The following is a 16,550-nucleotide window of genomic DNA, read 5'->3' on the forward strand; positions in this document are numbered from 1 at the left end:
CACATTGCGTTTCGTAGGGTGATTGGCCTTAAGACGACACAGGCTGCTTTGCCGGTTTGGTGAATATTTTCGCGGCCTGCCCGATAACCAGCGGTACCAGACTTCCCCCGATAACCAGAAGCCATCCCGTGCCGCTGGGCGGTGCAATCATGAGCAGCCGGGACAATTCGGGAACATAAAGCGTCAATCCGATCAGGAGCACGCAAATTCCCAAGGCAATCCAGATGAAAGGGTTGCGGGTAACATCGTTGAAAATCCAGCCGGAAGATCGGGCACGCATGTTGAAAACATGCAGCAACTGTGCGGTTGCAAGCGTCAGGAACGATACCGACAAAGCTTCCTGATCCCCAAGGTTGAAAACATGCAGTGCCATGGCAAAAGCACCAAGTACTCCGACCGTAATCAATGCGCCGTAAAAAAGAATGCCGCCCCAATCCTGTTTGGTCAGAACCGGTGTTTTGGGATCGCGCGGGGGCTGGTTCATCACATGCCGGTCTCCTTCGCCAATACCAAGTGCGAAAGCCGGAAACACGTCCGTTACAAGGTTAAGATACAAAATCTGCAACGGCAGAAGCGGTAAGGGAAGCCCGCTTGGCACGGCAAGGCCGATCACGAGTATCTCGCTGAGATTGCATGACATCAGATACAGCACAAAGGTGCGTATATTGGCAAAAATAACCCGTCCCTGATGCATCGCGGTTACGATTGACGGGAAGGCATCGTCACGCAGAACCATGTCTGCGGCTTCGCGGGCGACGTCTGTGCCTCTTTTGCCCATGGCGATGCCGATATCGGCCTTTTTAAGCGCGGGGGCATCGTTAACGCCATCGCCGGTCATGGCAACAATGGCACCTGCCTGCTGGTGAAGGGAAACCAGATTTAATTTTGCTTCGGGGCTGACCCTTGCAAAAACGGGGGTGGCAAGAATGCGGTCACGTTCTGTTTTCTGTGTCAGGTCGGTTGCCTGAAGCATCCTGCCTTCAAGTCCCGATGCCGTTGCATCGCAAAGTCCGACTTGCGCCGCAATATTTCTGGCGGTGCCGATATGATCGCCCGTTACCATGATGACCCGAACCCCCGCCGCATGACAGGCCTGTATTGCGGCAGGCACATCTTCTCGCGGGGGATCAAGAAGGGCGATCAGGCCTATCAGGATCAGATCCTGATAGGGGGGCGTATCGACCGCAGGGGCATTTTTCATCGCAAGGGCAAGAACGCGCAAGCCCTTTTGCGTCATGTCATTGCTTAAATCCGACCAGCGCCGCCGGGCTTTTTCGTCCATTTCACGCGGGCCATGATTTTCAAGGAAGCCGGTGCTGTTTTTTATGACGGCTTCGGGTGCGCCCTTGATCGCAACAAACAGGTTATCGGGTGTGTTTTGATCGCGATGAAAGGTTGCCATCATGCGGGTCTGCGCGCTGAAAGCTTCCTTGGCGATTTCGGGGTATCTGGCTTGTTGTTCTGTCTGATCAATGCCTGCGTTCCGGGCGACTTCAAGCAGGGCCAGTTCCATCGGGTCGCCAATATGCTTTTCCGTGCTGCCGGATGGCAGCAGAATTGCATCGTTGCACAAAACGGCAATCCGTATGGCCAGTTCTTCGGGGCTGTTTGCTGCCAGCAATGCGTCAGGAGATGACGTAAAATCAACCTCGTTTTCCGAGGTCCTGAGGGCCACGACCGTCATCCGGTTTTCGGTCAGCGTTCCGGTTTTATCGGTCATGATAACCGTGGTCGCACCCAGCGTTTCAACGGCTGACAGGTTCTTGATCAGGGCATTGCGTTTCGCCATCCGCCACATCCCGCGGGCAAGGGCAACCGTTGCAACAATCGGCAATCCTTCTGGGACGGCGGCAATCGCAAGTGCGATACCGGTCTTGAGCATCATCACCATGTCTTTGCCGACATAAATGCCGACAATGGCGATGCATATGGTCAGTCCCAAAGTGGCCCAGATAAGATGACCAGCCAGCGTATCAAGACGTTTTTCAAGCGGTGATGTTTCGGCTTCTGCCATTTCGGTCATCGCCGCGATATGACCAAGTTCGGTTGTCATTCCGGTGGCAACACAGACACCCGATCCATCTCCGCGGCTGATGGCTGTGCCCTTGAACACCATATTCGTGCGATCCCCAAGCGGCAGGTTTTCATCGGTTGTGGCATCATCGGGCAGGTTGATGGTTTTGTCCGTCGGAACGGACTCCCCTGTCAAAGCAGATTCATCTGCCTGCAGGTTGCTGCATTCTATCAAACGGATATCAGCCGGAATAACGTCGCCCGCTTCAAAGACAACAATATCGCCCGGTACGATGTCGCGGGCCTCCAGCACGTGGATTTGCCCATCCCGCCTTACCTTGGCGTGAACACTTGAAAGCTTTCGCAATGCCTCCATCGAACGGATGGCCCTGAATTCGGATGTAAAGCCGATGGCTGCATTGATGATCAGCACCACGACGATGGCAATGCCCTCGGTCAGGTCGCCGAAATAAAATGAAAGGGCCGCGGCACCGGCCAGCATATAGACAATCAGCCCCGCAAATTGCCGGATCAGGATGTTCCAGAAAGAGACGTGCTTCTGGTCCTTAAGGCTGTTCCTGCCGTATTTCTTCCGGCGTTCTGTGGCGTCCGTTTCCGAAAGGCCGATCTCGGGGGAAACATTCAGATGTGCAAGGATTTCCGGTAACGGCTGAATATGATGATCGGACATGCAGAAACCTTTGCAACCAGCAACGAGCAGACGGGCAGGCACCAGCCAACTAGGTCACTAAATCAGTGACCGGTCAAGCAACCGGCCATTTGAGGGCACCTGATTTGATGGTGCAGCATCCTCCTGACAGCTTCTGACAGGGAGGCGGATTAAATCCGTACTCAAAGCATTTCAATTTATCAGCAGCTTGGGTATCAGTAAGGACAATATTTCCATCAGGATTTCCTTCAAGGGGGCCACCATGCGTTTCGTCTTTCCCGCAGCCACGCCGGTTACCGTTCCGGTGCAGAATTCGGATCAGCTTTTCCCGGTCAATCGCATCTTCTGCATTGGCAAGAACTATGCCGACCATGTGCGCGAAATGGGCTCCGACCCGGCCGACACCCCGCCCTGCATCTTCATGAAGCCGACGGATTGCCTGAAGGTTGGCAACGGTGATCTAGCCTATCCGTCGGGAACCGAAGACCTCCATTACGAGGGGGAGCTTGTTGTGGCCCTTGGTGCGGGGGGCAAGAACCTTGATCGTGTGGCAGTTGAAGCCGCCATTTTCGGATATGCTGCGGGCCTTGATATGACCCGCCGTGATGTGCAGGCCGGCCTTAAGGACCGTCGCCTGCCGTGGGATATGGCAAAGTCCTTTGACGATTGTGCCGCGATTTCGGCAATCCGGCCCAAGGCCGATGCAGGCAATCCGCAGGCAACCAACCTGAAACTGTCGGTCAATGGCACGGTCAAACAGGATGATACCACCGCCAAAATGATCTGGCCGATGGTTGACGCATTGGTGCATCTGTCGACCCTGATCGAACTTAAAGCTGGCGATCTGCTGTTTACCGGAACCCCCGAAGGTGTCGGTCAGGTGGTGCGCGGTGACCGCATGGATGTGGTGATTGCCGATGTTGCGGAACTGTCGGTTACGCTGAAATAGCATCAGGATATCAAGATACAGGGATTAAAGGGTCAGGGCCCACTCACCTCATCAGGAAACGGAGTCCGTTTTGAAAATCGTCAGCTGGAATATCAATTCCGTTCGATTGCGCATCGAACAGGTCATAAAGTTTTTAGAAGAACAACAACCCGATGCGCTGTGTCTTCAGGAACTGAAATGCCCGGACGAGCATTTCCCCCACGAGGCATTTGAAGCCGCCGGTTACATTCATCGTCATAACCATGGCATGAAAAGCTATAACGGTGTTGCGATCCTGTCGCGATTGCCGTTTGCCAAAACCGATATCAGGCATTTCTGCGGCAAGGAAGACCGCCGTCACTGTATGGTGACGTTTGAAAACGGGGTCGAGCTGCACAATTTCTACATCCCGGCCGGGGGCGACGAACCGGACGTGACAATCAATGAAAAGTTTGCCCACAAGCTTTCCTTCCTTGATGAAATGACCGCATGGTGGGCGGAACGCCGGGTTGCCGACCCGGATCGCAAGGCCATTCTGGTCGGCGATTTCAATATTGCCCCGTCGGAAAATGACGTCTGGTCGCACAAGCAGCTTTTGAAAGTTGTCAGCCACACACCGATCGAAGTTGAAAAGCTCGAAGCATTCCGTAAATCCGGTGATTTCGTGGACTCGGTGCGTGAAATCGTAGAAGAGCCGGAAAAACTGTTTAGCTGGTGGAGCTATCGTTCACGCGACTGGCGGGCAAGCAACAAGGGACGTCGTCTGGATCATGTCTGGATGACACCGAATATGGCCGGATCGGTCCGCACAGCATCGGTCTATGATCTTGCCCGTGACTGGGAAAAACCATCCGATCATGCACCGGTGGTTGTCGAGTTCAATATCTGAATACCGTTTTTTCAGCATCAAACAGCGGGCCGGATTTATCCAGCCCGCTGTTTTTTCGTCTAAAAGGTCTTGATCGCGGGACGTGCCGGGGTGAAGCTTCTGATTGAACCCGGAAACGAACGTCCCCAATTCTTTAAGCAATTTTATCCCGATGAAACAAAAAACAGGATACGGGCAATGAAAAAGATCCTCATCGCGTTGGCAGCCATCATTTTGCTGGTCGTTGCCGGACTGGTGTATGTCTATGTCAATCTTGACAATATCGTCAAAGCAACCATCGAAGAGGCTGGAACCCGTGTGACGCTGGCCGATGTGACGGTGGATAATGTCAAGATTGAAACCACCCAGAACACGGCATCCATTGGCGGGCTGGTTGTCGGGAACCCGGATGGTTTTGAAACCGACCATGCCTTTTCGCTGGGCAATATTTCGGTGCGACTGGATGGTTCGACCCTTACCAGCAATACCATCCGCGTGATCGAGGTGATCGTGGATGCGCCCAGTGTGACCTATGAATTGGGGCAGGGTTCGTCAAACATCGCGACCATTCAGCGCAATGTTGAAAGCTTTGTCCAGCGTGTCTCCGGCCCGACCGGTGCAGGTGGCGACAAGGCAGATACCGCCGCCGATGACGGTTCGGGTACCAAGGTCGTGATTGATAATGTCTATATCCGCAACGGCAATGTCAGTGTGTCGGCCGCGATGCTGCAGGGTAAAAAACTGTCTTCGGGACTTCCTGAAATCCACCTTAAGGACATTGGCAAGCAAGAAGGCGGGGCGACACCGGCGCAAGTCGCCGAAGAAATCATCACCGCCCTTAACACCGCGGTGTTCAAATCGGTTTCCAGTCTGAATGTCGATGGACTTTTGCAGGGGGTCGGTGACCTTGGCAAGGGTGTGACCGGATTGATTGGCGGTGCTGCAACCGGAACCGGCGGCGTGGTCAAGGACGGCGCGGGTGCCGTCGGTGATGCGGTCAAGGGACTGTTTGGCGGTTCGTCCGAATAACGGGACTCGGAACCGGAATTACGGGATATTTCAATAATATCCTTATAATCAATGTCTTGGCGGAAGGGGCGGTTATCGCTCCTTCCGTTTTTCTTTTTAACGGCGAATTGACGGTACTGCCGCACCGCACAAGGACAATCCGCATATTACTGATGTGAGATTTTCTCTATCTCCCTGCTTTTTTTCATGAATTTGGTTTCCATATATTTTGGGGTATGGAAACATTTCACCGATGGACGGTGTCGTCTTGGGGAATCTTGTTCGGCAATATGAACCGGAAAGATTATTTTCGGGGTCTGGTCACTCTTCCGATCTGGTCATCGACAACGGTTTACACCGCCCAACAAAGATCGATGCATTGCATTGGTTGCCGGGCGTTTGCCATCAAGCCGGATCAACCGGTTGGTTATGCGCCCTGAAAATAAAATATTGGGATTGGGATCATTATTGTCGTCATCCAGACAAGGAGTGAAGACCGATGAGAGCTAAACTGCTTTTTGCTGTTTCCGCAGCTGCCTTTCTTGCGGCCTGTGCGAACATGGATATTCCGGGCGTTCGCGGGATGACCGATACGGGGTCGGCATTTGATGCAGCCCTTCATCAGGCGTATTCCGACCTTGCGCAAGCCGAATATGACGAAGCGGACTGGGCGGATGCGCGTTACTTCACCAACCGCGCGAAAACGGCGGCGATGGGACAGGATACCGGTCCGCAGCCATTGGCAGATCGAAACCTGCCCCAGGAAGGTCTGGCAGAAATCAGTGTTGCACGGGCTGATTTGATGGCGGCCTTTGATGCGGGCGGACGGGACAAGGCACCAGAGGCCGCCGCGCGGGCCCAGGCTGCTTTCGATTGCTGGATGCAGGAACTTGAAGAAAACATTCAGCAGGAAGACATCGATAATTGCCGTGCCTCGTTCTATCAGGCACTTGCCCTTGTTCAGGCGGAACTTGATCAAAAGCCGATGGCCGCGGCTGCGCCGATGATGATGCCTGAACCGATGAAAATCTATTTTGCGTTCGACAGTGCCGTTCTTGGTGACAAGGCGATGCCGGTTATTGACGGGATTGTCGAAGCATATGAAAAATACGACCCGAAAATGATCAGTCTGACAGCCTATGCTGACCGGGCCGGTGATCCGATGTATAATGACATCCTTGCCAAATCGCGCGTTGATGCGGTGGTCAAGGCATTGCGTGATCATGGCGTCAGCCCCAGCAGGCTTGCCATCAGCATCAGCGGCGAGGCCAACGTACCGGTTCCGACTGCTGATGGTGTCGCGGAAAAAGGCAACAGGGTTGTTACGGTGAAATTTGAAGACGGCATGTAAGCCGACATAACAAAGAGGATGAATATATGCGGTTACTCATCGCGCTTCTGCTGCCATGGTTGTTGTTCTTTACCATCGGGCGGCCCATTGCAGGTATCATCTGCCTGATCTTGCAGATTACCCTTCTGGGGTGGATTCCGGCGGCAATCTGGGCTGTCTATGCGTTGAGCCAGTACAACACCGACAAAAAAATCAGTCAGGCCATGGGCGGTGGGCAGGGTTAATTCCCCATACCCCATTCGATGGTGTTGATGATTGGCGGTTGAACCGCATTGCATGTGAAAGGCAGGCTTCCGGGCCTGCCTTTTTTGTTAATGCATGTGGCGACGAACCCCGCCGATAAACCGCGATATCAGTCGTGAAACGGTAAAGCGTGTGATGGCAAACGTAACGAAACCGGCAATCCCGGGCCAGTACCATGCCTGTATTTCGGGCCGTGTGCTTTGTTCAACCAACCCGTAAACGACGACCGCCAATCCTGCGCCCGCCATAAAAGCCAGACGCCTGCGATAGCGACCGATGAACGGGGCAAATAACCACATCGTCCCGTTTCCTATGCTTGCGTCCGGCCGTTACGATTGCCGCGCATCAATGCTGCCCGCCGCCGATATCGCGCGCAAGGCGGGCGGCAAAGTCGTCCGTCATGCCCGATATGTAATCAAGGATCGTCAGATACAGGTTGTAAAGCGGTGCGCCGACCGGCATCGAATCATTGCCGATCAGTTCGCGAACCCGTCCGGTACGATAGGAAAGCTCTGCGTCATCCTTCGCCTGATGGATTTCAAGGGCCGTCTTGCAGAAGGTATCAAGCAGCGTTTCAAGGCAGGCAAATGCGCCGACCTCGATCTGGACTTTGCGCCGGTTCAGAATGATCTGCTTTTCTGAAAACTGTTTGGCGGTCGCGATCATTTCGTTGAACGGGCCATCGGCACAGGACAGAAGATCACCATCGACTGCCCCGTTCAGCAACTGCTCCTCGCGCAAGACAAAGGCATCGGTCAGCGCATCAAGCAGCCCGGTGATGATCTTGCCGCGCAGGAAGGTCATCTTGCGCCGGATGTTGGTTTCGCGGTGATATTCGCTAGGAATGTCGCCCGGGATGCAGGGCAATAACAGGTTTTCAAAGACGCTGAAATCAACCAGTTCCAGTTCGACACCATCTTCGATATCAATCAGGGCATAACAGACATCATCGGCCGCCTCGACCAGATAAACCAGCGGATGACGGCAAAACGATTGCGCCCCGGTGCGGATCAGGCCGGTGGCATCGGCAACCTCGGTCAGCAAATCCATTTCGCGCTGAAACGCACCGAATTTCATTTTTTCGGGATAAGGGCTGCCAATCGCCGACCATGGATATTTCACAAAACTTGCCAGCGTCGCATAGGTCAGGCGCATGCCGCCGTCATAAAGACCACTTCGCTTATGGGTCAGTAACCTGAACCCCTGCGCATTGCCTTCAAAGGTCGTCAGATCGGCGCGTTCTGCCTCGGACAACGGCGCAAGATATTTGGGATCGGCATCCAGAAACCACTGACGAACGGCATATTCCCCGGCATGACCGAATGGCGGGTTGCCGATGTCATGGGCAAGGGCGGCGGCCTGAACAATGGCGGCCATATGATCGGGTTCAATTCCGTCGGGCAGGTGGCCTTTTTCGGCCAGCTGATGGCCGACCATAAGTCCCATGGACCGTGCAACACAGGATACTTCAAGGCTATGGGTCAGGCGGGTATGGACATTGTCGTTTTCAGGCAGCGGATGAACCTGCGTCTTGCGTTGCAGACGCCGGAAAGCCGACGAAAAAATGATCCGGTCGTAATCCTTGTGAAAATCGGATCGACCGAACGCGCCGACACTTGAATGTCGTGTGCCCAGACGTTCAGGCGACAGCAATTTTTGCCAGTTCATCATCGGTTTTGCATCCTGAGTCTATCGGTCGCGTACATGTTCGTGTCGCACTATGGCGCAAACTTCATGACATAATCGTAAAGTGACGGGCTTAAAATGTCGGACGATGCTTCATTTCATGCACGTTTACATTACCCCGGCGTTGCCGCCGAACCGGCCAGCAATCCACCATCAATTGTTAGTTCCGTTCCCGTCATGTAAGCGGCTTCATCCGATGCCAGCAAAACGGCAAGTGCCGCGACTTCGTCCGGGGTGCCGAAACGCTTAGCCGGTGTATCAGCGACAAGGGCTGCCATGCGGGCGTCGCGATCCGGACCGTTGCCAAGCATCGGTTCCCACATCGGTGTCAGAATGGCGGCGGGATGGATTGAATTGCAGCGAATATTGTAACCCTGTTGTGCGCAATATAGCGCGACAGTTTTGCTGTGATTGCGAATGGCCGCCTTGGACGAGGCATAGGCCGCCGCAGCCGGAATGCCAACCATTCCCGAGCGCGATGAAATATTGATGATCGAGCCCGATTTACGCTGGCGCATGGCCCTGATGGCGTAGCGACATCCCATAAATGTACCGTCAAGATTAACCTGATGGACTGCGCGCCAGTCGGCAAGAGATGCATTTTCCGGATCATGTGCGACGATGCCGTCTTCAAAACCAGTAATGCCGGCATTGTTGACCATGACATCAATGGCCGGATAGGCATCGGCAAGTTTTTGCCAGTCATCCTCGTTGCCGACATCAAGGCGCATGGTTTTGCAACCTGCCTCCTTGGCAAATGCCAGAAGCGCACCTTCGTCTCGGTCAGTTGCTATGACGTCAGCACCTTCTTTGATAAAGGCTGTTGAAATCGCAGCACCAATGCCGCGCGCCGCGCCGGTTATGATGCAAATCCGGTTTTCAAGTCGTTTCATGGTCGCTTCGTTCCCTGTTCGGCCTTTGATGGCCTTTGCCGGTTTCGGTGTTATAGCCAAAAAGAAAGCGGCGCGTCCATCGACGCGCCGCCATCTTTTGTACGGTGTGGGCAGGGAAAGCTTAGCTACCCAAACCTTTTTCCATCACCAGATCAAGGCGACGGGCAAAGCTGACCGGGTCGGGCAGGGCTTCGCCTTCAAGGATGCGGGCCTGATCAAGCAACAGCAGGGCGGCGTCATGAAGGATCGGGGTCTTGGCATCCTTGATGGCAATGTCCGACAGCTTTTTGATCAGGCTGTGTTTCGGGTTGATTTCAAGGATACGCGGGCTGATTTCATCAACACGGTTATGCTGCTTCATCAGGCGTTCCATCCGCAAATCCATACCGGTTTCATCGGCAATCAGGCAGCAGGCCGAACTGGTCAGGCGATCTGATTCACGGACATCCTTGATGCTGGTGCCAAGTGCGATCTTGATCGATGCGATCAGGGCATCAAGGGACGCATCGGATGCGGCATCGTCTTTCTTGTCGTCCTTGTCATCATCCTTGTCATCGGATTTGACGTCGGCAAGGTCTGCACCGCCACGGGTGACCGATTTGAAGTCTTTTTCTTCAAACTGGCCAACAGATGGCAACCAGAATTCATCCACCGGATCGGTCAACAGCAGAACTTCGATGCCCTTGGCGGCAAAACCTTCAAGCTGCGGGCTGCGTTTGAGCGCATCGACGTCTTCGCCGCTGATGTAATAGATCGCCTTCTGACCATCCTTCATGCGGCTGACATAGTCGGCAAGCGTTGTCCAGCCATCCGAATGCGTGGAACGGAAACGTGCCAGTTTCAGGATGCGGTCGCGGTTGGTGTAGTCTTCATACAGGCCTTCCTTGACGACAGAACCGAAGTTTTCCCAGAAGGTTTCGAAACCTTTCGAGTCTTTATTCGATGCGGTTTCAAGTTCGGACAGGAGTTTTTTGGTCAGGCCGTTTTTGATTTTGGTCAGGACCGGGTTGTGTTGCAGCATTTCGCGTGAAATGTTCAGCGGCAGATCCTGGCTGTCGACAACACCGGACACAAACCGCAACCAAGGCGGCAGAAGGTCATCCGCACCCTCGGTGATGAAGACCTTGCGGACATAAAGTTTCAGATGGCCTTTGCGCGCCGGATCATAAAGATCGAACGGGCGCATGGTCGGCAGGAACAGAAGACCGGTATATTCAATCGCACCTTCGGCCTGATAGTGGATCGTTTTCCACGGATCGTCGAAGGCGTGCGAATTGTGTTTGTAGAACTCTTTGTACTGTTCGTCGGTAATGTCGGATTTCGGACGGGTCCAGAGTGCCGATGCCTCGTTCAGCGTTTCGTCATTGCCGTCTGCCTTCATCAGGACAACCGGGATGCCGATATGATCGGAGTAGGTTTTGACGATATGACGCAGGCGATATTCTTCGGTGAATTCCTTGAAATCATCGGTCAGATGCAGGGTGATCTGGGTGCCGTGGCCTTCCATTTCGGCCTCAGCGATGGTGTATTCGCCCTTGCCATCCGATGACCATTTCCACGCCTGATCTTCACCGGCCTTTTTCGTGACGACGTCGACCTGACCCGCAACCATGAAGGCGGAATAGAAACCGACGCCGAACTGACCGATCAGGTCAACATCCTTGGCTTTGTCAGATTTCGACAGGGCCTCGACGAATTTCGCGGTGCCTGAATTGGCAATCGTGCCAAGGTTTTCAATCAGGTCGGTTTTGTTCATCCCGATCCCGTTATCGGCAATCGTCAGAACATTACGGACGTTATCGGTCAGAAGACGAACCTTGAATTCTGAATCCCCTGCGAGCAGTTCCGGTTTTGCAATCGCCTCGTAGCGCAGCTTGTCGCAGGCGTCCGACGCATTGGAAATGAGCTCGCGCAGGAAGATGTCCTTGTTCGAATAAAGCGAATGGACAACGATATCGAGCAGGCGGCTGACTTCAGCCTCGAACCGCATTTTTTCTTCCGTCATGACCTCTGTGTTCTCCTGTAATTTCAATCCACTATGTGCAATTTGCGCTGCTGGGTCCCGATTTGGCAACCTTCAGGCAGTGCTTGATATGCGTCAACGCATCTTGCAGCGCAAGCCCTGTATCCTAAGTATATAAAAAGACGGTTTCATTACAGGGCACGAGGCTTGCGGAAGTTGTCTTGGGTCCTGTCCTGCCCCGAAACGGCAAACGTTTCGGATAATTGCAAGGTGCAATGCCTTGTGAATGTCTCAGGCTCTATAACAGGAGGCCGCAATATGAAGGTTCCCGTTCAAATCACCTACCGTGATGTTGATCAATCAGATGCGCTGGACGAGCGGATCCGCTTCAAGGTGCAAAAACTGGAAGAAACCTTCGACCGCATGACAAGTTGTCATGTCATCGTGGAAAGACCCCATGCATCCCACGCACAGGGAAACCGCTATGCGGTTCATTTCGGAATTCATGTGCCGGGTAAGGAGATTATGGTTAAGCGCGACAGTGCCGATCATGCGCACGAGGATGTCTATATCGCGCTCAAAAACAGCTATCAGGCCGCGCGCCGTCAACTCAAGGAATATGTCGACCGGATGCGCGCCCACTAGGGTTCCTGTTAACAACAGCGAGTAATTGAAATGACGGGGCGGTCAGTTGACCGCCCCGTTCATGATATCGTGACCTCCGGCATTTCGGCCCGGACTTGTGGATAGCGGCCCTCGCGCAATGTGCGCGCCCACCATTTCAGATCATTGACCATGTGTTTAAGGGCCGCCTCGGACCCGGCTTTGTCGATCGGATAACCATTCGGATCAAACTGGTCCCAGACATTGGCAAAGCTGACAACGTCGCGCATGGTCACGACATGCAATTCGGCAAAAACCAGTCGCAATTGTTCGACCGCCCGCAAACCACCCGACATTCCGCCATAGGACACAAATGCCAATGGCTTTCGGCGCCATTCGGGCTTGGCGGCGTCGATCAGCAATTTCAGTTCGCCGGTAAAGCTGTGATTGTATTCCGGGGTGACAACGAGGAAGGCATCGGCTTCGGCAAGAACGGATTGGAGTTCGGCAACACCGGGATGCGCATTGCCGACGTGACGGGATGGCAGATCGAGCTTCGCCGGATCGATAATATCAACCGACAGATCCGGATCTGTTTTCAGGATTTTGATCGCCCAGTCGGCAACTGTGTCGCAGAACCGGTCTTCACGGGCACTGCCATAGATCAGTGCAAGATTGAAAGTCTCTTTCATGACGTCACTCCTTGATTATTTCGCAGCAAGGAGTAAATCTATAGAACCTTAACAATAGTTGAGGTCAATGATGAATTTCAAGCGCATCAGAACGCCATGAAAAAATAACGGAAAGGGCAGGAAAATGGTGAAACCCGGGCCATTGCACCGCTATCTCAGTGTGGGTGAAGTCGCCAAAAGAAGCGGACTTGCCGTATCAGCGATCCATTTTTACGAGCGTAAGGGGCTGATCGCCTCGATCAGAACGGATGGCAATCAGCGACGCTTTCCGCGCGGTATCCTGCGCCGGGTCGCGATCATCAAGGTCGCACAACGCACCGGCATTCCGTTGGCCGAAATCGGGAATGCGTTATCGGGGCTGCCAATTAACCGGGCCCCGACGACACAGGACTGGGAAAAGCTCTCGTCGCGGTGGCGTGATGATCTTGATGCCCGGATCGAACAATTGACCCTGCTGCGCGATCAATTGGGCAAATGCATCGGGTGTGGCTGCCTTTCGATCAGCGACTGCCCGCTTCGCAACCCGTCGGATGAACTGGCAACGGATGGTCCCGGTGCGCGGTTGCTTGAACTTGATGACGCACAGGATCACGAACCGTCAGATGGAACGTCTTGATCCTTAACGGAATGCATTGGGATACTCTTGCCGATGCGGCAGAATGCTTGACATTGTGCGATGCGGCGTGTTGAAAGGCGCATTGATCTAGGCGCGCGAAATCATCCGCGATGCCTGCTGGAAAAGTTTGATGCAGATTTCAACCCGAACCGGTCCCCGTATCCTTGCCATATTGGGGCCCACCAACACCGGCAAGACCCATCTGGCCATGGAACGGATGTTGGCGCATACCTCGGGTATGATCGGTTTTCCGCTGCGGCTTCTGGCGCGCGAAAACTATGATCGCGCGGTCGCCCGTGTTGGCAAGGGTGCGGTGGCCCTGATCACCGGCGAAGAACGCATCCTTCCGAAATCAGCACGCTATTTCCTGTGTACGGTCGAAGCCATGCCGGTCAACAAGCAGGTTGATTTTCTGGCCATCGATGAAATCCAGATGTGTGCCGATCCCGAACGCGGGCACGTATTTACCGACCGGCTGTTGCATGCGCGCGGTATCAGCGAAACCATGTTCATGGGGGCGGAAACCATCCGTCCGGTGATCCGTCAACTGATCGACAATGTCGAATTTGATACGCGCGCACGGTTTTCGACTCTGACCTATAACGGATCGAAAAAGATCCAGCGTCTGCCATCACAATCCGCCGTCGTGACATTTTCCGCACAGGAAGTTTACGCCGTTGCCGAATTGGTCCGCCGCCAGAAGGGCGGAGCGGCCGTGGTGCTTGGCGCGCTTAGCCCGCGCACGCGCAATGCCCAGGTCGAGATGTTCCAGAATGGCGAGGTCGAACACCTGATTGCGACCGACGCGATTGGCATGGGGCTTAATCTTGAACTGAACCATGTGGCCTTTGCGGCCCTTCACAAGTTTGACGGTCAGTTCAATCGCGGGCTTTCGGCGGCGGAAACCGCCCAGATCGCCGGGCGCGCCGGACGTCATATGAATGACGGCACCTTTGGGGTGACGGGCAATCTTTCGGGGATCGATCCCGATATTATCGAACAGATCGAAGCCCACGAATTCGAACCGCTTGCCAAAGTCTTCTGGCGCAATGCGCGACTGGATTTCAGAACCGTCGATGCCTTGCAGAAATCGCTGCGCAAGCGCTCGGACAATCCGACACTTGTTCTGGCGCGCGAACCGGTCGATGAAGTCATGCTGGCGCATTTATCGCAGAACGAAGACGTCGCGCGCATCGCATCGGCCCCGGATCGGGTGCAATTATTGTGGGAAGTCTGCCAGATTCCGGACTTCAGAAATATCCATACCGATGCGCATCCAAGGCTGCTAACATCTATCTATCGCTATCTGGCAAAACCAAATAGTAAACTGCCGGTCGACTGGTTGGGCGAACAAGTCTTGCGCCTGGACCGTTATGATGGTGATATCGATCAGTTGTCATCACGGTTGGCGGGTATTCGCGTCTGGACTTATGTATCGCACAAGCATCACTGGCTCGAAGATGCCAATCATTGGCAGGAACGTACGCGGGCCATTGAGGATAAGCTCTCTGATGTGCTACATGAACGCCTGACCCAAAGGTTCGTTGACAGACGAACTTCGGTTTTATTGAAAAGTCTCAAGGACAAGTCTGAACTCATGTCTACCATCACTGCGAATGGTGAAGTCCAGGTCGAAGGTGAATACGTCGGCCGACTGGAAGGATTCCGTTTCATCGCCGATGAAACCGATGCTGCGTTTGAAGGCAAGGCAATCGCCAGTGCTGCACGTCGTGCACTGACTGGCGAGATTGCGCAGCGTGTCAAACAACTGGAAACCGATGAAGACGACAAATTCGCGGTGAATGGTCAACTGGAAGTCCTGTGGAACGGGGCGGTTGTCGGTGGGCTGAAAAAGGGCGACACCGTCCTCAGCCCCGACGTCCAGGTCATTGACAGCGAGTTTTTTGACGGCCCGACCCGCGAACGCGTACGGACCCGGCTTCAGAATTTCGTCAACGCCCATATCGAAGCGCGCCTGAAAATGCTGACCCGCCTGCGCGATTGTCAGCTTCCCGGTCCGATTCGCGGCCTTCTGTTCCAATTGAACGAAGGTCTGGGCTGTGTGCCGCGTGCCGATCTTGAAAGCCTGATCAAGGATCTTTCGGATGAAGACCGCAAGGCGCTGGCCAAGCTTGGCGTGCGGTTGGGGGTTGAAACGGTTCATGTGCTTGACGCGCTGAAACCCGATCCCGTCGAACTGCGTGGCATCCTTTGGGCGATTTCGCGCGAACTTGATGCGCTTCCCGAACTGCCACCGGCAGGTCGCACATCGGTTCCAAATGATCGCAGCAATTCCAAGGGCTTCTATCTGGCTGCCGGTTACATGCCGGTCGGGCCGCTTGCCGCACGTGTCGACATGCTGGAACGTTTTGCCGCATTGCTGCGCCAGAAGGCGCGCGAAAATGATGGCAAGGTAAAACCCGATCCCGATCTGCTGTCGCTTCTGGGCTGCACGGTCGAGCAGGCCGAAGGCGTGTTTACCGCACTTGGCTGGCGTGCCGAGGTGGTCAAGGTCAGCAAGGCTGAACTTGATGCCAAGGAAGCTGCTAAAAAGGCTTCTGAACCTGCTTCTGAACCTGCTGCTGTGAGTGCAGATGCACCGGAAGCTCCTGCTGAAGCCGCCAATGCCGATGAAGCGGCCAAAGAAGCACCGGCCGACGCCGTCAGCGAAACGCCCGCCGAAGAAGCGGCCCCGGCAGCCGGTGAAGCCGAAGCCGAGCCGGAATTCGTCGAGGTTAAATATTTTGTCCGTGTCGACCGCCGCAAGCGCGGTGGTGCTGGCAAAGGCCAGCGTGGCGGTCCGCGCCAGGAAGCCCATGGCAAAGGCGCGCCGAAAGGCAAAGGCGGTCAACGCCCGAACCGTGGCGGCCCGAACAAGGGCGGCGACCGTGGTGGCAAAGGTCAGGGGCGTCCGAACAATGCACCGGCCAAAAACAATCAGATCAACGAGGATTCGCCATTTGCCAAGCTGAAGGAAATGCTGGCGGCAAAGGGCTGATCCCGACCTGTTTTCTGT

14 protein-coding genes are annotated in these 16,550 nt (G+C 54.5%); 8 read left to right on the forward strand and 6 right to left on the reverse strand.

From position 1 onward, the window contains the following. Window positions 1-28: 28 nt before the first annotated feature. A complete protein-coding gene (locus tag IT971_RS02525) occupies window positions 29-2,704 on the reverse strand; it encodes a cation-transporting P-type ATPase (protein ID WP_063093059.1) in 2,676 nt (891 codons plus the stop codon). Window positions 2,705-2,945: 241 nt separating this feature from the next. On the opposite strand from IT971_RS02525, the gene IT971_RS02530 reads away from it, so the two are divergent. The 5 genes from IT971_RS02530 (at window position 2,946) to IT971_RS02550 (ending at window position 7,062) form a co-directional block, all read left to right on the forward strand. Further along, window positions 2,946-3,632: a fumarylacetoacetate hydrolase family protein gene (locus tag IT971_RS02530; RefSeq protein ID WP_062958635.1), complete on the forward strand. Its 687-nt coding sequence runs from the start codon at window positions 2,946-2,948 to the stop codon at window positions 3,630-3,632. 70 nt (window positions 3,633-3,702) lie between these two features. Then, entirely contained in the window at window positions 3,703-4,500 is a 798-nt protein-coding gene (gene xth / locus IT971_RS02535) for an exodeoxyribonuclease III (RefSeq protein WP_037988136.1), read from the forward strand. 177 nt (window positions 4,501-4,677) lie between these two features. Next, window positions 4,678-5,508 carry a hypothetical protein gene (locus IT971_RS02540; protein WP_007088907.1) on the forward strand — a complete coding sequence of 277 codons (831 nt, stop codon included), beginning with the start codon at window positions 4,678-4,680 and terminating at the stop codon, window positions 5,506-5,508. A 478-nt stretch (window positions 5,509-5,986) separates the two neighbouring features. Beyond that, the gene (locus tag IT971_RS02545) at window positions 5,987-6,838 is read left to right on the forward strand and encodes an OmpA family protein (protein WP_063093058.1); all 852 of its coding nucleotides are present in this window, start codon (window positions 5,987-5,989) and stop codon (window positions 6,836-6,838) included. A gap of 26 nt (window positions 6,839-6,864) precedes the next feature. After that, window positions 6,865-7,062: a YqaE/Pmp3 family membrane protein gene (locus IT971_RS02550; protein WP_007088905.1), complete on the forward strand. Its 198-nt coding sequence runs from the start codon at window positions 6,865-6,867 to the stop codon at window positions 7,060-7,062. Between the two features lie 87 nt (window positions 7,063-7,149). On the opposite strand, the gene IT971_RS02555 is transcribed toward IT971_RS02550, so the two are convergent. The 4 genes from IT971_RS02555 to htpG form a co-directional block, all read right to left on the reverse strand. Further along, on the reverse strand, window positions 7,150-7,380 hold the full coding sequence (locus tag IT971_RS02555; protein WP_063093057.1) for a hypothetical protein: 231 nt from the start codon (window positions 7,378-7,380) through the stop codon (window positions 7,150-7,152). 46 nt (window positions 7,381-7,426) lie between these two features. After that, entirely contained in the window at window positions 7,427-8,752 is a 1,326-nt protein-coding gene (locus IT971_RS02560; RefSeq protein WP_062958824.1) for a deoxyguanosinetriphosphate triphosphohydrolase, read from the reverse strand. A gap of 128 nt (window positions 8,753-8,880) precedes the next feature. Further along, window positions 8,881-9,660 (reverse strand): SDR family NAD(P)-dependent oxidoreductase, encoded by a 780-nt coding sequence (locus tag IT971_RS02565; RefSeq protein ID WP_063093056.1) that lies wholly within the window; start codon window positions 9,658-9,660, stop codon window positions 8,881-8,883. Window positions 9,661-9,781: 121 nt separating this feature from the next. Beyond that, window positions 9,782-11,665 carry a molecular chaperone HtpG gene (gene htpG, locus IT971_RS02570; RefSeq protein ID WP_063093055.1) on the reverse strand — a complete coding sequence of 628 codons (1,884 nt, stop codon included), beginning with the start codon at window positions 11,663-11,665 and terminating at the stop codon, window positions 9,782-9,784. Between the two features lie 276 nt (window positions 11,666-11,941). Between htpG and IT971_RS02575 the strand changes: the two genes are divergently transcribed. Continuing rightward, window positions 11,942-12,268, forward strand: a complete 327-nt coding sequence (locus IT971_RS02575; protein ID WP_007088900.1) for an HPF/RaiA family ribosome-associated protein — start codon at window positions 11,942-11,944, stop codon at window positions 12,266-12,268. 59 nt (window positions 12,269-12,327) lie between these two features. Here IT971_RS02575 and IT971_RS02580 read toward each other — a convergent pair whose 3' ends face one another. Next, on the reverse strand, window positions 12,328-12,918 hold the full coding sequence (locus IT971_RS02580; RefSeq protein ID WP_063093054.1) for an NADPH-dependent FMN reductase: 591 nt from the start codon (window positions 12,916-12,918) through the stop codon (window positions 12,328-12,330). Window positions 12,919-13,042: 124 nt separating this feature from the next. Between IT971_RS02580 and soxR the strand changes: the two genes are divergently transcribed. Together soxR and IT971_RS02590 are read left to right on the forward strand one after the other, a co-directional pair. Further along, window positions 13,043-13,534 (forward strand): redox-sensitive transcriptional activator SoxR, encoded by a 492-nt coding sequence (gene soxR, locus IT971_RS02585; RefSeq protein ID WP_007088898.1) that lies wholly within the window; start codon window positions 13,043-13,045, stop codon window positions 13,532-13,534. 130 nt (window positions 13,535-13,664) lie between these two features. Further along, on the forward strand, window positions 13,665-16,532 hold the full coding sequence (locus tag IT971_RS02590; RefSeq protein WP_037988122.1) for a helicase-related protein: 2,868 nt from the start codon (window positions 13,665-13,667) through the stop codon (window positions 16,530-16,532). Window positions 16,533-16,550: the final 18 nt, after the last annotated feature.

It is taken from the genome of Thalassospira sp. B30-1 (assembly GCF_015767575.1).
GTDB classification, from domain to species: domain Bacteria; phylum Pseudomonadota; class Alphaproteobacteria; order Rhodospirillales; family Thalassospiraceae; genus Thalassospira; species Thalassospira xiamenensis.

Coding starts and splice junctions, on each gene's coding strand:
- IT971_RS02525 (WP_063093059.1), bottom strand. CDS start 2,704: ATGTCCGATCATCATATTCAGCCGTTACCGGAAATCCTTGCACATCTG.
- IT971_RS02530 (WP_062958635.1), top strand. CDS start 2,946: ATGCGTTTCGTCTTTCCCGCAGCCACGCCGGTTACCGTTCCGGTGCAG.
- IT971_RS02540 (WP_007088907.1), top strand. CDS start 4,678: ATGAAAAAGATCCTCATCGCGTTGGCAGCCATCATTTTGCTGGTCGTT.
- IT971_RS02545 (WP_063093058.1), top strand. CDS start 5,987: ATGAGAGCTAAACTGCTTTTTGCTGTTTCCGCAGCTGCCTTTCTTGCG.
- IT971_RS02550 (WP_007088905.1), top strand. CDS start 6,865: ATGCGGTTACTCATCGCGCTTCTGCTGCCATGGTTGTTGTTCTTTACC.
- IT971_RS02555 (WP_063093057.1), bottom strand. CDS start 7,380: ATGTGGTTATTTGCCCCGTTCATCGGTCGCTATCGCAGGCGTCTGGCT.
- IT971_RS02560 (WP_062958824.1), bottom strand. CDS start 8,752: ATGATGAACTGGCAAAAATTGCTGTCGCCTGAACGTCTGGGCACACGA.
- IT971_RS02565 (WP_063093056.1), bottom strand. CDS start 9,660: ATGAAACGACTTGAAAACCGGATTTGCATCATAACCGGCGCGGCGCGC.
- htpG (WP_063093055.1), bottom strand. CDS start 11,665: ATGACGGAAGAAAAAATGCGGTTCGAGGCTGAAGTCAGCCGCCTGCTC.
- IT971_RS02575 (WP_007088900.1), top strand. CDS start 11,942: ATGAAGGTTCCCGTTCAAATCACCTACCGTGATGTTGATCAATCAGAT.
- IT971_RS02580 (WP_063093054.1), bottom strand. CDS start 12,918: ATGAAAGAGACTTTCAATCTTGCACTGATCTATGGCAGTGCCCGTGAA.
- soxR (WP_007088898.1), top strand. CDS start 13,043: ATGGTGAAACCCGGGCCATTGCACCGCTATCTCAGTGTGGGTGAAGTC.
- IT971_RS02590 (WP_037988122.1), top strand. CDS start 13,665: ATGCAGATTTCAACCCGAACCGGTCCCCGTATCCTTGCCATATTGGGG.